Raw genomic sequence first — 20,924 nt, forward strand, 5'->3', positions numbered from 1 at the left:
GGAACGGAAAAAACGGATCCCGCTCTTTCATGCGAAGCTGTGCGGGACATGATAATACCCGCTTATTATTTATCGTTTAATGCCACAACACCTGGCAGAGCTTTTCCTTCCATAAATTCAAGAGAAGCGCCACCACCAGTAGAAATGTGGTTCATTTTGTCTCCCAAACCAAATTTTTCAACCGCTGCTGCTGAATCGCCACCGCCAATAACAGAGTAAGTGTCCTCCGCCTCAGCCAGTGCCTCTGCAACCGCTTTTGTTCCGCCGGCAAACTTATCGATTTCGAATACGCCCATTGGCCCATTCCAAATGACAAGTTTTGATTTTTGGATCACATCACGATAAATTTCTCGTGTTTTTGGTCCAATATCTAGTGCTTCCCAATCAGCAGGGATTTCTTCAATAGCAACTGCCTTTGTATTGGCATTTTCAGAGAAATCATCTGCTACAATGACATCAACCGGCATGTAAAAATTAACGCCTTTTTGCTTCGCTTTTTCCATAAAGGAATTTGCTAAATCAATTTTGTCTTCTTCAAGTAAGGATTTGCCTATTTCATGCCCTTTTGCTTTTACAAATGTATAAGCGAGGCCCCCTCCGATAATCAAGTTATCGACTAGTTCGAGAAGATTTTCAATAACACCGATCTTATCCTTTACTTTCGCACCACCAATGATGGCCGTAAATGGACGCTCTGGATTGGAAAGTGCCTTTCCAAGAACTTCAAGCTCTTTTTCCATTAAAAAGCCGGAAACAGCCGGTAGGTGGTGAGCAATACCTTCAGTGGACGCATGTGCGCGGTGTGCAGCGCCAAAAGCGTCATTCACATAAATATCTGCTAGCTCTACAAATGCCTTCGCAAGCTCCGGATCATTTTTCTCTTCTCCAGGATAGAAGCGGACATTTTCAAGGAGTAGTACATCTCCTTCATTCATTGTTTCAATGACCGCTTTTACAGATTCACCATAAGCTTCCTCTGTCTTCTTCACTTCTTTTCCAAGCAGTTCAGAAAGTCTTAAAGCAACAGGGGTAAGACGCATTTCTTCTACTACTTTCCCCTTTGGACGTCCTAAATGACTTGCTAAAATGACTTTTGCCCCTTGGTCCATTAAATATTGAATCGTTGGTAACGCTGCACGAATCCGAGTGTCGTCGGTAATTTTTCCGTCTTGCATTGGAACATTAAAATCCACCCGGCAAAAAACGCGTTTCCCCTTCACATCGACATCTCTTACAGACTTTTTGTTCATCGAAAAAGGACCTCCTTATGTACTGGCTATTTTAAAAAATCACCATGGGAGCTGTATGCTTTAAAAAGCATAAACAGCAAAAAGGAGAGGGGGCTGACAACTCCCCGCTCCCCATCATACCATAAATCATTATAAACAAATTGTGGGTAAGACACCAATACTTACATGAAAATTTCAGAAAGAATTAAAGTCCTTTTTTAGCGATATAGTCAACAAGATCTACAACACGGTTAGAGTATCCAACTTCATTATCATACCATGACAATACTTTCACCATGCTGCCTTCCATCACCATTGTAGATAGGGCATCAATAGTAGAAGAAGCAGTTGAACCATTGTAATCACTAGAAACAAGTGGAAGTTCGCTATAAGCTAAGATTCCTTTTAGTTCACCTTCTGCCGCTTCTTTTAATGCAGCATTTACTTCTTCGACTGTTACTTCTTTTTCTAATTCAGCAACAAGGTCTACAATAGAAACGTTCTTAGTTGGTACACGCATAGCCATACCATTTAATTTTCCTTTTAATTCAGGAAGTACAAGTGAAACGGCTTTTGCTGCTCCAGTAGATGTTGGGATCATGTTCTCTGCTGCAGCACGAGCACGACGGTAATCTTTGTGCGGCAGGTCAAGAATTTGCTGATCGTTTGTATAAGAGTGAACAGTTGTCATCATACCGCGCTTGATTCCGAACTTATCATTTAATACTTTTGCAAATGGAGCCAAGCAGTTAGTTGTACAAGATGCGTTAGAAATTACATGATGATTTGCTGGATCATATTTGTCTTCGTTAACGCCCATAACGATTGTAATGTCTTCGTTAGTAGCTGGAGCAGAGATAATAACTTTCTTTGCACCTGCTTCAAGGTGTTTCGCTGCATCTTCACGTTTTGTGAAGCGGCCAGTTGATTCAACAACCACGTCAACACCAAGATCGCCCCAGCCCAGTTGTGCAGGATCACGTTCAGCAAGAACTTTCACTTTTTGACCGCCAACAATTAGATATTCACCGTCAACAGTTACATCTTCTTCAAGAGTACCGTGAACACTGTCATATTTTAATAGGTGGGCTAACATGTTAGCATCTGTTAAATCGTTGATTGCCACGATTTCCACATTGCTATTTTTTAATGCCGCACGGAATACATTACGACCAATACGTCCAAAACCATTAATACCAACTTTAACTGTCATGATAATTCCTCCTTAAATTGGATAGGGATTAATATATTTTAAAAGGGAGTTTCCCTTTCAATTAAACAAGTTGACTATCACTTACAGGAGCCTAGCAGCGCCTTCATCCGTAATTAAGATCGTTTGTGATGGGGCTTGCTTCATATAGGCCTTGATAGCTTTTGCCTTAGTGGATCCTCCTGCAACCGCGATCACATTTGGAATATGTGCCAGGTCTTCAAGCTGAAGTCCAATCGTGGAGACCTTGTGAACAATCTCCCCTTCTTCATTAAAATAATAGCCAAAGGCTTCACCAACAGCCCGGCCCTCTTTTAACTTCGCTAATATGTCGGGTGTTGTTCTTCTTCGTTCGGCCATCTTAATGGCATCTCCAATACCATGTAGAACCATGTTGGCTGAACGAATTAGCTGTAAATTCTCATGAATATCAGGGACTTTAATCAAGGAATGATAGATTTCCTTGCTTACCTGATCAGGGACATAAAAAACACGATTTTTCGTTTGGGTGTTTTTGGCCATGTTTGCACAAATCGTATTGGCTTGGTTTTGCACATCTTCACCAAACCCACCGCGCGCCGGGACAAATAATAATTCATTTTCATCTGAAACCGGCGACAGCCATTCTGCCACAGCAGCCATAGTTGACCCGCCTGTAACTGCGATGATATCTTTCCCTGAAAACAATTTTTTCATTCGCATGGCACAGGCTTTGCCAAGTTCCCTTTTTACCATCTGCTGCTCATCGCTGTCTCCTGGGACGATAATTACCTTTTTAATTCCCAGCCGGTGCTTTAATTCCAGCTCAAGAACATCGATTCCCTTCCATTCACGCATTAACCCTTCCAGATCCTCTAATAAATTTTTTCCTTCGGGTGTTAAACTCATGCCGACACTGTTGGTATAAATAAGATTCTGCTCTTTGAGGAATTCTACTTCACTACGGAGAACTCTTTCCGTCAATCCTAGACTCACGGATAAACTCCTTCTTCCTACAGGTTGCATAAATCCTATGTACTTCAGTATCATGTATCTTTTTTGCAAAACTTGAAGGAAATCAGGTAATAATCTTTTGGCAATATCGATGAATGACTGCATAAGTTTTCTCCTTTATAATATGCTGATGGTCAAAAAATGTCCACCCTAGACATATTATGTCCCACTAGATCCAAAAAAAAATCACCCTGACTACAAATATTATTGTAGCAGGGCGAAAAATGGATTTCAACCAATATGTCCCGCCATTTTTTCTTGTAAGCGTTCACCAATTTCAAACTTATTAACGAAACCGTATGCGACTTCTTCCCCGTCAATGTGAACAACTGGAATCATCAGGCCATATTTTTCTGTCAGTTCGTCACTACTTTCAATGTCAATTTCTTCTAGTTCAAAATCCCATTCTTCTTTCAGTTCTAAAAGTGCTGCCTTAGCCTTATCGCATAAAGGACAACGGCTTCTTGTATATAATGTAATCGTTGTTTGCGACATGATCATGACTCCTTACTATTAATTAAATCTCTTTCTTTTCGTTGAGGATGGGATGCCTAACTGATCCCGGTATTTGGCGATGGTTCTCCTTGATACTACCATACCCTCCATTGCCTTTAGTTGCTCGGCGATTTCTTGATCAGACAATGGTTTTTGTTTATTTTCCATTTCGATTAATTTTCTAATCGCATTTTTGACTTGAGTAGAGGAGGTGGTTTCATCTCCTGCCGTTGTTTGAATCGTGCTTGTGAAAAATGATTTTAAGGTAAAGGTCCCAACCGGTGTTTGAACATATTTTTCCCGTACGGCTCGGCTAACGGTAGATTCGTGTATATCAAGTTCAGCAGCAATTTCTTTCATTGTCATTGGCGCCAAAAATTGTGGGCCTTTTTGAAAGAATGCCGACTGCCTTTCGACAATCTTTGTTACAACCTTTGTAAGTGTTTCTCTTCGCTGTTCAATACTTTTGATAATCCACTGGTAATCTTGTACCTTTTCCTGCAAAAACCGGCTTACTTGACGGTCCTTGTCTTTAAATCTATTGAAATAGGATTCATTAAAACTAATTTTTGGGATAAGATCATCAAACATGCGGACGATCCACCCTTCGTCTGATTGTTCGACAATGACATCTGGGATAATGTAAGCGGCAGCCTCTCTCCCTAAAATAGCCCCGGGCTTAGGATTTAATAATTGGATTTGATCAAATATTTCTTGAATATCCTTAAGTGTTACTTGAAGTTCCTTTGCAATCCGTCTCCATTTCTTTTCTGCAAATGGAACAAAATAATCGGTGACAATTTTTTTGGCTAAATCGTTATCAGGAAGTTCATAGTCAATTTGAATGAGTAAGCACTCCTGAAGATTTCTTGCCCCGATCCCTACCGGTTCTAGTGTTTGAAGGACTGCCAACCCATCCTCCGCAAGTTCGACCGGAACCTTTAGATTCCGGGCAATTTCATTTAAGTCACCGTTAAAGTAACCGTTTTCATCAAGATTATTTATAAGATGACGAATGACCTTTAACTGCTCCGCCGGTAATTTTTTAAGATTCAATTGCGAGATTAGTTGTTCTTCCCATGAAAATGGTCTATCGGCAATCTGTTCAATCCAGTCTTTTTCCGTTTTTTCATGTTTCCTACGATTTCTATCAATTAATGGGTTCATCGGACGGACATTCACATGTTCAATTTGTAATAGGGGATTTTCAAGTGCCTTATTCTCCAAAAAAGCTGTTAGCTCCTGCGCTGAATATTGCAGCAGTGCAATCGCCTGAGTCAGTTCCTGGGTCATCATTAATTTAAGTGTTTGCTGCTGCCATAAACCCGCCTTCAAATTCATTGTTCTTCCCCCTCGAGTTATATTTTACACTTTTAAAATTATTTATGTAATAACTAATTCCAGTATTCTCACCCATTTTTTTCTGATTTTTCACTATAAATTATTTTAAAATTAATTAGATTGTCTAAGCAATATGAAGAATTATTGCATTTCTTATATAAAGGAGGAATGGTTTAGAATCTCTTTTTCTAAAAAAATAAAGAAGGAGGGAGAAATATGGCTACTAAATGTAAACATGAATATTTCTGCTATGGATTATACCGTGAACTGAAAGAATATGAAGACTACGTCGTTACAATTAGAACAAGAAGTGGTGATCTTATTCAAGGAGTTCTAGATGATTGTACAAAATATGGTATTGTAAAAATTTATCAGCAAGATACACTGTCACCATTTATGGAAGAACAACTAACATTTATTCGAATCGATGATATTGAAAGCTGTTCAGTTACTGATGTTGATGATGATGATGATGACGACTAACTAAAATAGTTTTCTAAATAAGGACAACCTCATCAATCAAAATACTAAAAAGGTATAAGGAAAAAGAAATGAAAATATTATTTATTTCCTCCGGTTTTTTTGGTGTCTATCCCTATTTGGAGAAATCTATCATCAAAGCTTTTCAATCATTGAACCATTCCATCTTGACGATCCCCCCTACCTATTCAGACGTAAGCATAAACAAAGTAAAAGAGTTTCAACCAGATGTAGCTTTATCCTTTGTAGGTTATAAAACAGATGAACGATTATTAGATTCTCTAAAAGAGAAAGGTATTGCACTTTGTGTATGGTTAACAGAAGATCCCTACTATATTGATCGTTCCGTTCTACTATTGGACAAGTACCATTATGTATTTACGATTGATAAAGGGGCTTACGAATATTACAAGAACACGAATACTACTAACAATCTTTTTTATCTTCCATTAGGGACAGACACTTCTTTATATTATCCTGAAGAGTCAGATCAACACGTACTGTTTGATATATGTCTTGTCGGTTATCCCTATCCAAATAGGATAGACCTTATTCAACAAATTCTTAAACATACTTCCTTTACTGTTTTATTAGTAGGGCCAAATTGGCAAAGGTATTTTCCAAAAAAAATAGACAAATTAAAGATTCTTCCCCATTGGTTGAAACCAGATTTGGTAAGAAAAATCTATTCCAACTCCAAAATCATATTAAATCCTCATCGACCGTTTCATTTTCCAAAAAACCAAAATTCCCTGTCGGTGGAAAGCAAAAGCATAAACAATCGAACATTTGATATTGCTGCTTGTCAAGGGTTTCAACTAGTGGAAAACAAACCTGATCTACGCCATCAATTTGACCTATCACAAGAAATCGTTGCTTATAACAACAATGAAGAGTTTATGCACTTACTCGATCAATATATCCATGATAATGATTTAAGAAAAAGTTACAGCCAAAAAGCAAGAAACCGTGTCTTAAAGAGTCACACATTTGTTCATCGAGTGAAATATATTATTGAACAAGTGACAGGAACAATTTCATAACTTGCAAGGATACGATCAAATTTGAAAAGACTCTTTACTAAACATGTAATAAAGAAAGAGGGAGAAAGTTGTATGAACTAAAGGATAAAACCATTTTAATAACGGGTGGTACTGGTTCATTTGGAAAAAAATTTGTCAGCAAAATTTTAGAAACTGATGTAAAAAAAGTTATTATCTTTAGCCGCGACGAGTTAAAACAATTTGAAATGGCCCAGGAATATAAAGATCCAAGAATTCGTTTCTTTATTGGTGACGTTCGTGACAAAGATCGATTATATAGAGCCTTTGAAGGGGTTGATATTGTTGTCCATGCCGCTGCCTTAAAGCAGGTTGGCATTTGTGAATACAATCCTTTTGAAGCTATAAAGACGAATATTCACGGCGCACAAAACATTATTGAAGCTGCCCTCGACCGAGGCGTGGAAAGAGTAATCGCACTAAGCACAGATAAAGCGGCGAATCCGATCAATCTATATGGTGCTACGAAACTAGCTTCAGACAAACTATTTATTGCTGCGAATTCATATGTTGGAAACAAAAAAACTAGGTTTGCCGTAGTCCGTTATGGAAATGTAGTTGGAAGCCGAGGCAGTGTGGTTCCCTTTTTCAAAAAAATGAAGCAAACGGGTAAAATTCCTATTACCGATGAAAGAATGACGCGATTTTGGATTACCTTAGATCAAGGAGTTCAATTTGTCATAGATAATTTGGGTCGAATGAAGGGCGGGGAAATCTTTGTACCCAAAATTCCAAGTATGAGGGTGGTCGATCTTGCGAAAGCGATCGCACCAGAGTGTGAAATTGAAATCATCGGAATCCGTCCAGGTGAAAAATTACATGAAACGATGATTACCGAAGACGACGCTCGCCGTACCCTATCATTTGACACGTATTACGTCATTCAACCGGAATTTCCTTGGTGGAAAGTGGAATATGCTAAAGGTGGAAAACCATTGCCTGAAGGTTTCAGCTATGTCAGTAATACCAATGATCAATGGTTATCGGTTGAGGACTTAAAAAACCTGATCAAAGACTAACGGAGAGAAGGACTTTAAATGGAAAAGAACACAAAAAGAGCCACTTTACTTCCTTACGGCCGTCAATGGATTGATGACGATGATATCGAGGCAGTTATCAAAGTATTAAAAAGCGATTATTTAACCACTGGGCCGGCTGTTAGGGAGTTTGAAAAAGAAATAGCTGAATATGTGGGCGCCAAATATGCTGTGAGCTTTTCCAATGGGACAGCGGCACTGCATGGCGCCTGCTTCGCTGCTGGCATTACAAAAGGTGATGAGGTGATTACCACCCCTATCACCTTTGCTGCTAGCGCTAACTGTATTTTATATCAAGGTGGAAAGCCTGTCTTTGTCGATATCGATAGTAAAACTTACAATATCGATCCGAAAGAGATTGAAAAACATATTACCAGTAAGACCAAAGCCATCATACCTGTTCACTTTACCGGCCAACCTGCTGCATTAGATGAAATTACTTCGATTGCTAAAAAGTATGGACTCGTTGTAATCGAAGATGCTGCTCATGCCCTTGGTGCCGAATATAAGAATAGAAAAATCGGTTCCATCAGTGATATGACCATGTTTAGCTTCCATCCTGTTAAACATATTACAACAGGAGAAGGTGGCATTATCACAACGAATAATAAGGAATATTATGAAAAACTATTGGAGTTCCGTAGTCACGGAATTACTAGAGACCGGAATAAAATGAAGGAAATACATGGACCATGGTATTATGAGATGCAATTCCTTGGCTATAATTACCGATTAACGGATATCCAAGCAGCACTAGGAACAAGCCAACTGAAAAAGATTGACCGATTTATAGAAATCCGCAGAAAATATGCCGATCAATATAATGCCGCATTTTCAAACCTTCCTCAAATCACTATTCCTTACCAACATCCAGACGGACAATCTAGCTGGCACCTTTACATTCTTCGTTTCAATCAGGAGCAATTAACGGTCAATAGAAAGGAAATCTTTGAACACTTGCTCTCTATGAACATTGGAGTAAATGTTCATTATATCCCTGTCTATCTTCTCCCTTATTATCAACAACTTGGCTATCCAAAAGGATTATGCACCAATGCCGAAAAACTTTATGAAGAAATGATTACTCTTCCCTTATTCCCAAAAATGAGCCAAGAAGACATATCAGATGTCATTCAATCAGTTAAAAAAGTAATTTCCATGTATTCGACTTAATCAATCATGTTTTATTGTCATATGATGAAGGAAGTGATCCTTTGAAAGTAGTTGCGATCATCCAAGCCAGAATGGGGTCGACTAGACTTCCCGGGAAAGTAATGAAAGAAGTTTGCGGCAAACCTCTTCTTGAATACCTAATTGAGCGAGTTAGAAAATCAAAGCTGATCCATGAAATAGTGATTGCAACGTCGATAAAAACAACAGAGCAACCTATTATTGATTTGTGCAATAGGTTGAAAGTAAATTATTTTCGCGGGTCGGAAGAAGATGTGTTATCCAGATATTACGAGGCAGCTCAATACTACAAAGCTGATTTAGTCATCCGTCTTACCGCAGACAATCCTTTAATTGATCCCCATATCATTGATAAAATAATTTCATTTTTTTTATCCGACCCAACGAAATATGATTATGTATCCAATACATTAGACCGAACCTATCCGCGTGGATTAGACACTGAGGTTTTTTCCATGAAAGCTTTAGAGCAAGCCTATCATCAGGCAGATCAACCAGCCTATCGGGAACATGTCACCCCATATATTTATCTTCATCCTGAAAAATTCCAATTGGGAAATGTGACAAATGACACGAACTATAGTTCCATCCGCTTGACCGTCGATACCGAAGAAGATTTTTCGCTCATAAAGAAAATCATTGAAACCTTTCATCACCAGAAGATGGAATGTTTTCATTTAGAAGATATCATTCAATTATTGCAACAACAACCAGATTGGCTATCTGAAAATCGTCATATTCAACAAAAATTAATCGAGGATAACCAATGAATGTCTTTATTAGAGTAGATGCATCGATCGCCATCGGTACGGGTCATGTGATGCGGTGTTTAACTTTAGCAGAAAGACTGAGGGGTAAAGGGGCAAATGTTCAGTTTATTTGCCGTGAGCATCCTGGACATTTATGTAGTTTGATTGAATCGATGGGATATCAAGTACTTAAACTGCCCGCCCCTCCAAAAAAAACAATCCATTTCTCCTCCCATAAAGAGTGGCTGGGAGTTTCTTTGTTAACCGATGCCAAGCAAACAAAAGAGTTGGTAAAAAATGAAAAGATCGACCTATTAATTGTCGATCACTATGGAATTCATGCGGATTGGGAAAGCTGTTTTCGGTCTATAGCAAAGAAAATTATGGTCATTGATGATTTAGCGGATCGCCGGCATGATTGTGATTTTTTATTAGATCAAAATGATCTTGCACTCGAACTCAAACGTTATCATGGCCTTGTCCCTTCCCATTGCAAACTCTTTCTTGGCCCGAACTACGCTCTATTAAGAAACGAATTTTTCAACCTTTTACCAGAAAAGTGGATCCGAAGCGGCCATGTAAAAAGAATATTTATATTCTTTGGTGGGATTGATCAAACCAATGAAACGAGCAAGGCAATTGCCGCTTTCTTAGACTTAAACCGCCCTGATATTGAGGCAGATGTGGTCATCGGACAGTCCAATCGTTATAAGCATGAAATTTCTTCCCTTTGTAGGTTGCATAAAAATCTCCATTTTCATTGTGAAGTAAGAAACATAGCAGAAATGATGCACCAAGCGGATCTTTCCATTGGAGCAGGCGGGACAACAACATGGGAACGTTTATTTCTCGGACTTCCTTCCATTGTTATCAGTATTGCTGCGAATCAAGAAAAAATTTGCGAGAATCTTGCCAAATTAAAAGTCATCAAATACTTGGGAAAAAGAGAAGAAGTCAATACAAATAGGATCACAAGCCAATTAAAAAATTTGATTGAAAATGAACAGGAACGAGTAGACATGTCCAAACGGGCAAATCTCATGTTCAAAGATGCCCCCCTTCATCAAGCAAAAATGTTAAATGAATTAATGAGTTAAGGTGACATGTATGAACTACTTTTTAAGAGAGTTAAAGGAAGAGGATAAAGACATCCTCTTTAAATGGAGAAATAAAGAAGAGATTCGCCTCAATATGTTCCATTCTACTCCTATATCTTATGAACAGCACTTGGAGTGGTTTGAGAATGTGTTACAACATCAATCCAGTGTTTATCGGATATTTATGAATCAAAACACCCCATTGGGCCTTGTCTCCTTCAAGATAAATCCGCAACATCAAACTTGTTTTTGGGGTTTCTATGTAGGAGAGGAAACTGCCCCTAGAGGAACGGGATCCATCATGTGCTCTTTGGCCTTAGACTTTGTATTTGATCATTTAAAACTTAGAAAAGTGATTGGAGAAGTATTAGCATTTAACAAAAAAAGCATTAAATTACATCAAAAACTAGGATTTAGTCAAGAAGGTTACTTTAACAAAGAAATTATCAGGGATGGAGAGTTCATCGATGTGATTCGTTTTGCTTTATTTGAAGAAGATTGGGTGAACCATAAAAAACAATTAAACATCCCCTATGTACAAAGGAGTGATTGATTGTATGAAAGAGATAAAGCTTGGAAGTAGATCAATAGGGCCAGGTCATCCTCCTTTTATTATTGCAGAAATGTCAGGGAATCATAATCAATCATTGGAGCGCGCTCTTGAAATTGTTGATGAAGCGGCAAAATCGGGGGCACATGCCTTAAAAATTCAGACCTATAAAGCAGATACCATGACACTCGATATGGACCACGGTGAATTTAAAATTGAAGACCAAGAAAGTTTATGGAAGGGAAAAAGTCTCTACAAGCTCTACCAAGAAGCATATACCCCTTGGGAGTGGCACGAACCCATTTTTGAACGTGCTCGTAAATGGGGGATGATCCCCTTTAGTACTCCATTTGACGAAACTGCTGTAGACTTCTTAGAAACGTTAGATGTCCCAATGTATAAAATAGCCTCCTTTGAAAATAACCATATACCACTCATTAAAAAAGTCGCAGCAACAGGAAAACCTTTAATCATCTCTACAGGAATGGCAACAGTAGAAGAGTTAACTGATGCGGTCCATGCTGCAAGGAGTGCCGGATGCAAAGATTTAGTACTGCTAAAGTGTACCAGTACCTATCCTGCCTCACCTGAAAATACGAATATCATGACCATTCCTCATATGCGAGACTTATTCCAATGTCAAGTAGGACTGTCTGATCATACAATGGGAATTGGAGTGGCTGTCGCTAGTATAGCACTCGGTGCCACGGTCATTGAAAAACATTTTACGTTAAGAAGAGCTGATGGAGGAGTAGACTCCGCCTTTTCCATGGAGCCGTTAGAAATGAAAGCTTTAGTGGAAGAATCTGAACGGGCTTGGCTATCACTTGGTAAAGTTTCATATGGGCCAACAAAAACCGAACAGAAATCCACCATCTTCAGACGTTCCATCTACATTACGAAAAATGTAAAAAGCGGAGATATTTTAACACCGGAAAATATAAAAGTCATCAGACCAGGCAACGGATTGGCCCCAAAATATTACGAAGAAGTATTAGGAAAAAAAGTCATAAAAGATATCCAAGCCGGAACTCCATTAAACTGGGAAATGCTAGAAAGATAAGCGTAGACGCGGCGTATGACCTAGAGACTCTCCAACTGAAATAGAGGAAATACGAAGAGCCCTAGAGGCATGTTGACTTATCGTAGGACGAAGAGAGAAAGCGTCTCGCCACTAGAAAAAGTAGATATTTCTTATCATATAAAAAAGTAAGATTACATCTTGTGATAGGATGAAATCTTACTTTTTTTATTTAGGAGAATTTCAAGTGAGTCTATTAATGAGATCCATTAATTTCTTTCCTGAAGTTCCATCATTATAAGTTGTAGATAAATATTGGTGTCTTATTTGGCGATACGTATCTCTTTTTTTCTTTGATTGATAATATTCTCGTATGAGCTGATAAAGTTGATCAGGATCTGTTTGCACAAACTCACCTAACTGATCATAATAATCATATGTCCGATTACTGATCATAAAATTGTAAATAAATACAGGTTGTTGAAAAAGTAGGCTTTCAGTGACGACTGTAGACATGGTGGATACTACTCCGTCTACGTGTGACAACATTTCAAACAGAATGTTCCCTTTCGCTGTATAGGTTTTAACAGTCGGAAATCTCTTTTCAAGCTCCAAATAAGTTTCGAGTTTATTTTTCCCTATCTCCCACGGATGTGGCTTAATAATAATTTGAAATTTAGGATCCGTTGCTAGATTTTCAATAAGCTTTTTAAATCTTTTATTATCGATACTAGTACTAGTAATAACAAGTAGAGTTATTTTTTTCTGGTCTAATCCGAATTTTTTAATAAACTCTGTTTTTCTGGGGTCTAGTCCTAACTTTCTAAGAAAATCAGCTTTGTTTTTAGAAGTATAACGAAAAATATCATCATATTTCGGGTGACCTATGGGAGCAATGCAGTCTTCTTTGACCCCTCTTTGGATGTACCAATGTTTTTCATATTCACCATATACACCAACTTTTGTCGTAAAAACGGGCATAAAGGCTTCTTCCCCCATTAATATTCCATGCTGCAAACAGATACTCTGAATCCCTTTCGCAGCCCCTACAATAGCAAGTGCTCTGCTAATGACATCTTCGGTCGTTCCTAAAATAATAAAGGAAATGGAATGCTTTTTTAATAGTTGAAAGGATGAATGAATCGCGGTTACAATTTGGGGGATTCGGTTTAAGAAAGTAGATTGAAAGAATTCATTTCCATAGGCGGGATGATCTGAATATTTCTGAAAAAGCTGACGCGCATTTTTTACAAGTTCATCTGAAATTTCACTAAGATCTTTTTGGTAATTATCCATACTTTCACAAGGGATTCCAAATAAATGGGATTGTCTCGACCGGGCTACTATAATGGTTTTTGCAGGATCAAATAGGGTACGATAAGTCCATTCACTGATTCTTGAATAATTGTAATGGACTAAAATTTTTCCTGCATGCTCCTTTTTAATGTCATCGTTTTTCTTTATTTTATCCATCCAATGATCAAAATAGGGCTGAATCTGATTTTGTTCCAAAAGAGGAATGGTTAATTCCGACTGAAATTGTTCATTTTCCATTTGACGTTTGAGTTTATCATCAATTTGTTGATAGAAATTGGTTAATAAAGCAATTGGGATATTGTGATAGGTTAGATGTTGAAATATGTCTATAAATTCCTTGTACAATGTCCAATAATGTTTGAGATAGATACTCATTATTTATTCACCCGCTTTATCTTTCTTAATATATCTCTTAGTTCCTGGCATGTTCTTTGCGGCGGAAGTAATTTAGCAAATTCTCCTGGTTCCTCTTGAAATAATTGAGCATGTATGGATTTAGGAGTAATATAATTAAAATCCAAGATTTCATTAACAGGATAAAAGGGCCAAAAATGGTTGATTCTCCAAAAAAATCTAGCGTCTCCTAATCGGTAAAATTCTGGACTTTCATCCCAATAGGAGCCAAACTTTTCCTTAATGACAGGGAGAATCGATCGACGATGCATAATGGAACAATGATCAATCATACAAGGAGCAAGCCAAGTAACACTGTTTGCCGGTCTAATAATAGATCGGATGATTTTCCCCTCATCATTTAAATAACTTGTTTTAGAAGCAGTGTATGCAACCATTGCATGAGGATTCTTGTCCAAAAACTCCGTAAGTTTTTTAAACTTTTCCTTATGAAAAAAATTGTCATCTGTCGCATAGGCAATATATTCTCCTTGTGCCATTTCCAAAGCTTGATTAATCAGAACCGCATATCTCGTTTTTTCTACTCTTTCCTGCATGCTTTGTATATTACTCTTGAAAAATTTCACCCGTTTATCTTTAAGAAACGGCTCTATCATTTTTAATGTTTCTTCATTTGAATTATCATCCATTATAAATAATTCAAAATCAGTAAAAGTCTGTCTTAAGATGGCTTTTATCGATTGGGCCACATATTCGTGCTTATTATAGCTTGTTAATATGACAGATATCTTCGGCACTTTTTTCACCTCTACTTGGTCTCGTTTTTTCAATTTACTCCGTATCATGTATTTCTTCATAGTAATGGTAATTAGCTTTATATAGACTTTCGTGTGTTCCAGCATCAAGCCACCATTCTTTTAACACATCATACGATAATTCATTTCTCTTAATATAGTAATTATTTAAATCTGTAATTTCTTTCTCCCTACGTGGTGATGGCTCCAACTCCTGAATCACATTAAATACATCGACATCATAAAGATAAATACCAGTTACACAATACTTGCTAGGTGGATTTATTGGTTTTTCAACAATCGAGTGAATGGAATGAGAGTTTTCATCAAATGACACGACTCCATATCTTTCTGGATCTCTCACCTCTTTTAATAAAATTTTCGCTTTATTGTCTTCTTTGTAAAACTCTTCAATCATTGGACGTAAGTTTTCATCAAATAAATTATCACCCAAGAGTACAACAAATTTATCATCGACAAAATCCTTCGCACATGCTAAAGCATCGGCGATTCCTCCCCCTTTTTGATTTTGAATTTGGTAAAACAAGTTAACTCCCCATTGCTCACCAGAACCCAACACTTTTTTGAACGACTCTATATCTTCACGGTTCGTAATAATCAAAATTTGAGAAATCCCTGCCTGTTTTAATCGCCTAATCGGCCAATAGATCATTGGATAAGGGCCAATTGGCAGCAGATGTTTATTAATTACCCTAGTCAACGGATCTAAGCGTGTTCCTTTTCCACCAGCTAGAATAACACCCTTCATCCTTTAACCATCCTTTCAGTACATTTTTTATTACATTTCATGTTATGAAAAGAAGGACTGAAATGGTACAACTTTCAGTCCTTCTTGTAGAAAGTGGTCCTTTTACTCATTTAATTGGGTATCTTATAGGTCGAATCTCTCCCACCACCACTTGTTATCTACATACCATTGGATGGTTTGTGCAATTCCTGTTTCAAAGGTATAAAAGGGTTTCCAGCCAAGTTTTTCTAATTTTGCAGGGTTGATGGCATATCGCTTGTCATGTCCTAAACGGTCCGGTACAAATTCAATTAAATTCTCAGATTTTCCTAAATGATCAATAATGGTTTTCACCACTTCTATATTGGTTCGTTCATTATGACCGCCAATATTATACACTTCTCCAATTTTCCCTTGATGAAGGATCATATCGAGAGCTTGACAATGATCCATTACATAGAGCCAGTCACGAATATTTTTTCCATCCCCATAAATCGGGACTTTTCTATTGTTTAATACACGTAAAATCGTTAAAGGGATTAATTTTTCAGGATAATGGAAGGGGCCATAATTATTAGAACAGCGAGTAATATTTATTGGAATTTGATAGGTTTCATAATAGGACCGAACTAATAAATCGGATGCTGCTTTACTTGCACTGTAGGGACTATTTGGTTGAAGAGGGCTTTCTTCTGTAAAAAAAGTATGGGGATCAAGGTCCAGCTCACCATAGACCTCATCTGTGGAAACATGAATAAATTTTGTCACACCAAATTGTTTCACTGCATCCAATAGCACTTGTGTACCCAAGACATTGGTTCGGACAAAAATTTCTGGATCTCGAATAGAACGGTCTACATGGCTTTCTGCAGCAAAATGAACAACATAGTCAAACTTGAACCCTTCAAAAATAGAAAAAATCCTTTTTCGATCTATGATATTTGCTTGAATAAAGTGATAGTTTTCTTTTTTTTCAATATCACGGTGTTTTAAAAGATCCCCAGCATAGGTTAATGCATCTAAATTATAAATATGGTAATGGGGATATTTATTAACCATATATTGAACAAAATTGCCTCCAATAAAACCGGCGCCACCAGTAACCAAAATCTTTATGGTTTCCATTCCATCACCTCTTTTCCATAGAATCTAAGTAATGTTTTACAGCCTCTTTCCAATGGGATAGTGGACGAAAGCCTGCTTCCACAAGTTTTTGCTTGGACAAGCGTGAATTTTTAGGTCGAACGGCTAGGGTTGGATATTCTTCTGTTTTAATCGCATTCACTTTTACATTTTTTCCTGTTAATCGAATAATTTCTTTAGCGAATTCAGCCCAGCTGCAATACCCTTCATTGGTAGCGTGATAAATTCCATATTTATCTGTTCCAATCATATCTAACAATAAGCGAGATAGCTCAAGGGAATAAGTGGGGGAACCAATCTGGTCTCCGACGATATTAAGTTCATCCGTCTTTTCGGCTAACTTTAAAATGCTTTTTACAAAGTTGCGTCCATTTCTTCCGAAAACCCAAGATATTCGAATAATGAACCAATCTGTTAAATGGGATTGAACGATTTTTTCACCTTCTAACTTGGAACGTCCGTAATAATTAACCGGATTGGTTATGTCTGTCTCTTTATACGGTATGTCACCAATTCCCTCAAAAACATAATCCGTACTTATATACATAAATTTTGCTTGAATTTCTTTTGCTGCATTGACTAAGTATCTTGTCCCATTTACATTAATATCCCAGCAACGTTCCTTTTCCTTTTCAGCTTGATCAACAGCCGTATACGCAGCACAATGAATAATGGCATCAGGATTTTCTGCTTTTATATAGTCATAAACCAACTGTTCATTCACAAGATTTACCTCTTTTGAACTAATCCCTATCATTTCATACCCACGATGAATGCCTTCTAAAAACACGTCAGATCCAAGTTGTCCTGTATAACCTGTAACTAGAATTTTCATCATCATTCACCATAAAAGAAATTAATTTCTGCTGTTGATAAAAGAGGAGCACATTCATCTTTCTTAGACAAAATGGGAGTCATCGGTAGTGGCCATTTAATCCCAATTGTTTCATCATTCCAACGAATGCTCCGATCATATGCTGGCGCATAGAATTCGTCCACCTTGTATTGAACTTCGACATCATCCGTCAATGTTAGAAACCCGTGGGCAAACCCTTTTGGAATGAACAGTTGTCGTTTGTTTTCTGAACTCAAAGTGACTCCAACCCATTTGGCATACGTAGGACTGTTCTTTCTAATATCTACCGCCACATCAAATATGGCTCCTTTTAAACATGTAACTAACTTTGCTTGCGCTTTAGGCTCCAATTGATAATGTAATCCCCGAAGTGTACCTTTCATTTTTGAATAGGAACGATTATCTTGAACAAAATGAATGTTGATTCCAACCTGTTCCAACACTTTTTGATTATAGGACTCCATAAACCATCCACGCTGATCACTAAATACCATTGGCTCGATAAGCATTACACCCGGCAAGTGAGTTTCCTTTATATTCAATGAACAACACCTCCTTTTAATGTATGCAGCAAATCTGTGTTTTGATAACACTTGTCTTGGGTGCTTGTGCTAGATACTTCTCCAATTCGAAAACAAAAAAAGACCTTATGTCTGTTGATCCATAAACACGAAATTGGAATAGACATTATTTTTGAAGAAAAAGTTTCTGGAGCAACAAAAGATCGTGAGTAACTTCAAAATATGTTAGAGGATTTACAGGAAGGTGACATTATTTATGTTACAGACTTAACTCGGATCACTCGTAGTACGCAGGATTTATTTGAATTGATTGATTTAATACGAAGTAAAAAGGCAAGCTTAAAATCACTCAAGGATACATGGCTAGATTTATCAGAAAATAATCCATACAGCCAATTCTTAATTACAGTAATGGCTGGTGTTAACCAACTAGAGAGAGACCTTATCCGTATGCGTCAACGTGAAGGGATTGAGCTGGCTAAGAAAGAAGGAAAGTTTAAAGGTCGGTTAAAGAAATATCATAAAAATCACGCAGGAATGAATTATGCTGTAAAGCTATATAAAGAAGGAGGTATGACTGTAAATCAAATATGTGAAATTACAAATGTGTCTAGGGCTTCATTATATAGAAAGCTATCGGAAGGGAACTAATAATCAGCCCTTATTCCATTAAGGGACAGTCCATCGAAATTGTAAATGGGGGCTTTCTTGTTGACAATTTTTAAAATTTGGCATATCTTATACTTAACTTAACAATCGGCAGATGTTGATTTTACCCTTTTTAAATAATTAGGCCTTTAGCATCCATTTAAAATTAAATATTTAATATTAAATATTTAATTTTGAATGGATGAAAAAGTATCCTAAATAAAAAAGGAAGAGTAACGTAAATCGATTTATTTCATAATCAAAGGACTAAATAAAAGTTAAACCAATGTTTTCTTTAGAAGGAAATTAAAACATAAAGTAAACTGATCTATAAAAAGGTAGCTCTTCAAAAAACTTTGCATGAAGTTAGTTGAAGTGAAGCCGACAATTTGCAAGATTCAATGATTTAAAATCATCATTGAATTATTGAAATTGTCGGCTTTTTTTATTCATAAATAACATTTAACCAATAAAAGAAGTAAATAATCTAGAAATAAAATCACCTTAATTAAAAGGATTTTTTGTACGGTAAATGTCATAAAAAGGGAGAATTTGAAATGATGGTTTCGCTGAGTTTGTCATCATTTTTAACATTATTTTTTATTGTGCTTATTGCTGCTGGGCTAAGTGGACTATTGTTTTTACATCCACGAGTACCCTTGAGTTTTGTTCGTATTCATATTTGTATCGTGGCTTTACCGCCCATGGTTTCCTTAGTGTCTCTTGCTAATACTAGTGTGAATGGAAGTGTTGGTCCTTGGTCCTTGGATTCCTTAGCTTGGTTAATGGCTTTCTTTGTTCTTGCAATTGGTTTAATCATTCAACGTTTTTCTGTACGTTACTTAATGGGAGATCGCCATTATCGTAAGTATTTTACCCTTTTCACATTCACTACAGTTGTTGCTTCAATTGCATGGTTAAGTGGTGATCTCCGCTTAATGGTTATATTTTGGGGAGCAACTCTCGTCGGTTTAACCTTACTTATAAGGCTAAACCGTGATTGGAAAGTAACTAGTCAAGCAGCCAAGGTTGCTGGTCGATTATTTATGTTAAGTTGGTTTTCTCTGTTATTCGCGATGATTTGGCTTTTTCAAGTCACAGGTCAATGGCAGCTATCATTAGCTCTAACAAATGATAGTTTAGCTCAACTTGAATCATGGGAGAGAACAGGGATTAATTTATTGATTATATTAGCAGTAATAATTCCTGCAGCCCAGTGGCCTTTCCAAAGATGGTTAATTGAGTCTGTTGTTGCTCCGACTCCTGTTTCTGCGATTATGCACGCAGGTATAGTAAATGCAGGAGGGATTATACTAACTCGATTTTCACCTCTTTTTAATGGTGATATAGCTTCGATTATGCTACTTATTCTTGCAAGCATTTCTGTATTGATTGGATCTGGAATTAGTTTAGTCCAGGTTGACTATAAACGTCAGTTAGTAGGCTCCACGATTGGACAAATGGGGTTTATGCTCATTCAGTGTGCATTAGGTGCGTATATAGCAGCCATTATTCATCTTATCTTACATGGTTTGTTCAAAGCTACGCTGTTTTTACAGGCTGGTTCGGCAGTACGTCGTTTCGAAGTATCGACTCGCGTTAATGAAAGGTCATCCTATTTATGGATCATGACTGGTCGGACTTTAGCCTTAGTTATAGGGGTTGCATTTTGGGTCATGGCTCCTGGTGAGAGGTATCGATTGATTAGTGCGCTAATCTTAGGGTGGTCATTGTCCGTTTCTTGGACACAGCTCGTAGCTTTTGGAAAGGGGAAAATTGGTCGAATTGCTGGTTTATCATTTTTAGGAGGAGCTGCCATCGTTTATTTTATCATTCATAACCTCTTCTATGAGTGGTTGCATACAACCGTTTTTCATAGTGTTCAACCTCCAATGTTAGTTGTCATCATTGTCGTATGTTTCTTACTATTTGGTAGTGCTTTAGGTACGTGGGTTGCTCGTAATCGTTCATCTGTTTCCTTCGCAATACTCTATCTTTGGTTAGTACGATTAAGTGAAGCAAAACCAAAGTCAGTAGAGAGTCATCCAAACTACCTTAAACAATACTTATCATAAGGAGATAATCAGCG

20 protein-coding genes and 1 pseudogene are annotated in these 20,924 nt (G+C 37.4%); 10 read left to right on the top strand and 11 right to left on the bottom strand.

The genetic code is table 11. The features are described from left to right. Window positions 1-65: 65 nt before the first annotated feature. The 5 genes from GZA11_RS04265 to rpoN all read right to left on the bottom strand — a co-directional run bounded on the left by GZA11_RS04265 (window position 66) and on the right by rpoN (window position 5,268). Window positions 66-1,250, bottom strand: a complete 1,185-nt coding sequence (locus GZA11_RS04265) for a phosphoglycerate kinase (protein WP_163183012.1) — start codon at window positions 1,248-1,250, stop codon at window positions 66-68. Window positions 1,251-1,434: 184 nt separating this feature from the next. Further along, window positions 1,435-2,442 carry a type I glyceraldehyde-3-phosphate dehydrogenase gene (gap, locus tag GZA11_RS04270; RefSeq protein WP_038537249.1) on the bottom strand — a complete coding sequence of 336 codons (1,008 nt, stop codon included), beginning with the start codon at window positions 2,440-2,442 and terminating at the stop codon, window positions 1,435-1,437. 81 nt (window positions 2,443-2,523) lie between these two features. Continuing rightward, a complete protein-coding gene (locus tag GZA11_RS04275; protein ID WP_163183014.1) occupies window positions 2,524-3,537 on the bottom strand; it encodes a sugar-binding transcriptional regulator in 1,014 nt (337 codons plus the stop codon). 126 nt (window positions 3,538-3,663) lie between these two features. Continuing rightward, a complete protein-coding gene (locus tag GZA11_RS04280) occupies window positions 3,664-3,927 on the bottom strand; it encodes a glutaredoxin family protein (protein WP_163183016.1) in 264 nt (87 codons plus the stop codon). 18 nt (window positions 3,928-3,945) lie between these two features. Then, a complete protein-coding gene (gene rpoN / locus GZA11_RS04285; protein ID WP_163183018.1) occupies window positions 3,946-5,268 on the bottom strand; it encodes an RNA polymerase factor sigma-54 in 1,323 nt (440 codons plus the stop codon). Between the two features lie 216 nt (window positions 5,269-5,484). Here rpoN and GZA11_RS04290 point away from each other — a divergent pair, with 216 nt between their 5' ends. The 8 genes from GZA11_RS04290 to pseI all read left to right on the top strand — a co-directional run bounded on the left by GZA11_RS04290 (window position 5,485) and on the right by pseI (window position 12,496). Next, a complete protein-coding gene (locus GZA11_RS04290; RefSeq protein WP_163183020.1) occupies window positions 5,485-5,751 on the top strand; it encodes a hypothetical protein in 267 nt (88 codons plus the stop codon). Window positions 5,752-5,819: 68 nt separating this feature from the next. Beyond that, window positions 5,820-6,791, top strand: coding sequence for a CgeB family protein (locus GZA11_RS04295; protein WP_163183022.1), 972 nt, complete (start codon window positions 5,820-5,822; stop codon window positions 6,789-6,791). A gap of 68 nt (window positions 6,792-6,859) precedes the next feature. Continuing rightward, window positions 6,860-7,828 carry a UDP-N-acetylglucosamine 4,6-dehydratase (inverting) gene (gene pseB, locus GZA11_RS04300; RefSeq protein WP_163183023.1) on the top strand — a complete coding sequence of 323 codons (969 nt, stop codon included), beginning with the start codon at window positions 6,860-6,862 and terminating at the stop codon, window positions 7,826-7,828. An 18-nt stretch (window positions 7,829-7,846) separates the two neighbouring features. Next, complete coding sequence (gene pseC / locus GZA11_RS04305; protein ID WP_163183025.1) at window positions 7,847-9,019, top strand: UDP-4-amino-4,6-dideoxy-N-acetyl-beta-L-altrosamine transaminase; 1,173 nt, start codon at window positions 7,847-7,849, stop codon at window positions 9,017-9,019. A 41-nt stretch (window positions 9,020-9,060) separates the two neighbouring features. Next, window positions 9,061-9,807, top strand: coding sequence for a cytidylyltransferase domain-containing protein (locus tag GZA11_RS04310; RefSeq protein ID WP_038537271.1), 747 nt, complete (start codon window positions 9,061-9,063; stop codon window positions 9,805-9,807). Beyond that, complete coding sequence (pseG, locus tag GZA11_RS04315; RefSeq protein WP_163183027.1) at window positions 9,804-10,883, top strand: UDP-2,4-diacetamido-2,4,6-trideoxy-beta-L-altropyranose hydrolase; 1,080 nt, start codon at window positions 9,804-9,806, stop codon at window positions 10,881-10,883. The genes GZA11_RS04310 and pseG overlap by 4 nt, the downstream gene beginning before the upstream one ends. Before the next feature lie 10 nt (window positions 10,884-10,893). Then, entirely contained in the window at window positions 10,894-11,436 is a 543-nt protein-coding gene (gene pseH / locus GZA11_RS04320) for a UDP-4-amino-4,6-dideoxy-N-acetyl-beta-L-altrosamine N-acetyltransferase (protein WP_038537274.1), read from the top strand. A gap of 4 nt (window positions 11,437-11,440) precedes the next feature. Then, window positions 11,441-12,496 carry a pseudaminic acid synthase gene (gene pseI / locus GZA11_RS04325; RefSeq protein ID WP_163183028.1) on the top strand — a complete coding sequence of 352 codons (1,056 nt, stop codon included), beginning with the start codon at window positions 11,441-11,443 and terminating at the stop codon, window positions 12,494-12,496. A 201-nt stretch (window positions 12,497-12,697) separates the two neighbouring features. Here pseI and GZA11_RS04330 read toward each other — a convergent pair whose 3' ends face one another. The 6 genes from GZA11_RS04330 to rfbC form a co-directional block, all read right to left on the bottom strand. Beyond that, window positions 12,698-14,146, bottom strand: a complete 1,449-nt coding sequence (locus GZA11_RS04330; protein WP_163183030.1) for a CDP-glycerol glycerophosphotransferase family protein — start codon at window positions 14,144-14,146, stop codon at window positions 12,698-12,700. Continuing rightward, a complete protein-coding gene (locus tag GZA11_RS04335; RefSeq protein WP_038541892.1) occupies window positions 14,146-14,922 on the bottom strand; it encodes a glycosyltransferase family 2 protein in 777 nt (258 codons plus the stop codon). Before GZA11_RS04335 ends, GZA11_RS04330 begins: the two co-directional genes overlap by 1 nt. Before the next feature lie 34 nt (window positions 14,923-14,956). Continuing rightward, window positions 14,957-15,688, bottom strand: coding sequence for a sugar phosphate nucleotidyltransferase (locus tag GZA11_RS04340; RefSeq protein ID WP_163183032.1), 732 nt, complete (start codon window positions 15,686-15,688; stop codon window positions 14,957-14,959). Window positions 15,689-15,811: 123 nt separating this feature from the next. Continuing rightward, window positions 15,812-16,792: a dTDP-glucose 4,6-dehydratase gene (rfbB, locus tag GZA11_RS04345; protein ID WP_163183034.1), complete on the bottom strand. Its 981-nt coding sequence runs from the start codon at window positions 16,790-16,792 to the stop codon at window positions 15,812-15,814. A gap of 4 nt (window positions 16,793-16,796) precedes the next feature. Further along, window positions 16,797-17,645, bottom strand: coding sequence for a dTDP-4-dehydrorhamnose reductase (rfbD, locus tag GZA11_RS04350; RefSeq protein ID WP_163183036.1), 849 nt, complete (start codon window positions 17,643-17,645; stop codon window positions 16,797-16,799). Between the two features lie 2 nt (window positions 17,646-17,647). Continuing rightward, window positions 17,648-18,208, bottom strand: a complete 561-nt coding sequence (rfbC, locus tag GZA11_RS04355) for a dTDP-4-dehydrorhamnose 3,5-epimerase (protein ID WP_163183038.1) — start codon at window positions 18,206-18,208, stop codon at window positions 17,648-17,650. 126 nt (window positions 18,209-18,334) lie between these two features. On the opposite strand from rfbC, the pseudogene GZA11_RS04360 reads away from it, so the two are divergent. Both GZA11_RS04360 and GZA11_RS04365 read left to right on the top strand, forming a co-directional pair. After that, a pseudogene (locus GZA11_RS04360) lies at window positions 18,335-18,838 on the top strand (recombinase family protein); the annotation flags it as partial. A gap of 554 nt (window positions 18,839-19,392) precedes the next feature. Next, window positions 19,393-20,910 carry an NADH dehydrogenase subunit 5 gene (locus GZA11_RS04365; RefSeq protein ID WP_163183040.1) on the top strand — a complete coding sequence of 506 codons (1,518 nt, stop codon included), beginning with the start codon at window positions 19,393-19,395 and terminating at the stop codon, window positions 20,908-20,910. Window positions 20,911-20,924 lie beyond the last annotated feature (14 nt).

Origin of the sequence: Neobacillus sedimentimangrovi, assembly GCF_010614825.1 — a bacterium.
Lineage (GTDB): Bacteria > Bacillota > Bacilli > Bacillales > Cytobacillaceae > Neobacillus > Neobacillus thermocopriae.

Coding starts and splice junctions, on each gene's coding strand:
- GZA11_RS04265 (WP_163183012.1), bottom strand. CDS start 1,250: ATGAACAAAAAGTCTGTAAGAGATGTCGATGTGAAGGGGAAACGCGTT.
- gap (WP_038537249.1), bottom strand. CDS start 2,442: ATGACAGTTAAAGTTGGTATTAATGGTTTTGGACGTATTGGTCGTAAT.
- GZA11_RS04275 (WP_163183014.1), bottom strand. CDS start 3,537: ATGCAGTCATTCATCGATATTGCCAAAAGATTATTACCTGATTTCCTT.
- GZA11_RS04280 (WP_163183016.1), bottom strand. CDS start 3,927: ATGTCGCAAACAACGATTACATTATATACAAGAAGCCGTTGTCCTTTA.
- rpoN (WP_163183018.1), bottom strand. CDS start 5,268: ATGAATTTGAAGGCGGGTTTATGGCAGCAGCAAACACTTAAATTAATG.
- GZA11_RS04290 (WP_163183020.1), top strand. CDS start 5,485: ATGGCTACTAAATGTAAACATGAATATTTCTGCTATGGATTATACCGT.
- GZA11_RS04295 (WP_163183022.1), top strand. CDS start 5,820: ATGAAAATATTATTTATTTCCTCCGGTTTTTTTGGTGTCTATCCCTAT.
- pseC (WP_163183025.1), top strand. CDS start 7,847: ATGGAAAAGAACACAAAAAGAGCCACTTTACTTCCTTACGGCCGTCAA.
- pseG (WP_163183027.1), top strand. CDS start 9,804: ATGAATGTCTTTATTAGAGTAGATGCATCGATCGCCATCGGTACGGGT.
- pseH (WP_038537274.1), top strand. CDS start 10,894: ATGAACTACTTTTTAAGAGAGTTAAAGGAAGAGGATAAAGACATCCTC.
- pseI (WP_163183028.1), top strand. CDS start 11,441: ATGAAAGAGATAAAGCTTGGAAGTAGATCAATAGGGCCAGGTCATCCT.
- GZA11_RS04330 (WP_163183030.1), bottom strand. CDS start 14,146: ATGAGTATCTATCTCAAACATTATTGGACATTGTACAAGGAATTTATA.
- GZA11_RS04340 (WP_163183032.1), bottom strand. CDS start 15,688: ATGAAGGGTGTTATTCTAGCTGGTGGAAAAGGAACACGCTTAGATCCG.
- rfbB (WP_163183034.1), bottom strand. CDS start 16,792: ATGGAAACCATAAAGATTTTGGTTACTGGTGGCGCCGGTTTTATTGGA.
- rfbD (WP_163183036.1), bottom strand. CDS start 17,645: ATGAAAATTCTAGTTACAGGTTATACAGGACAACTTGGATCTGACGTG.
- GZA11_RS04365 (WP_163183040.1), top strand. CDS start 19,393: ATGATGGTTTCGCTGAGTTTGTCATCATTTTTAACATTATTTTTTATT.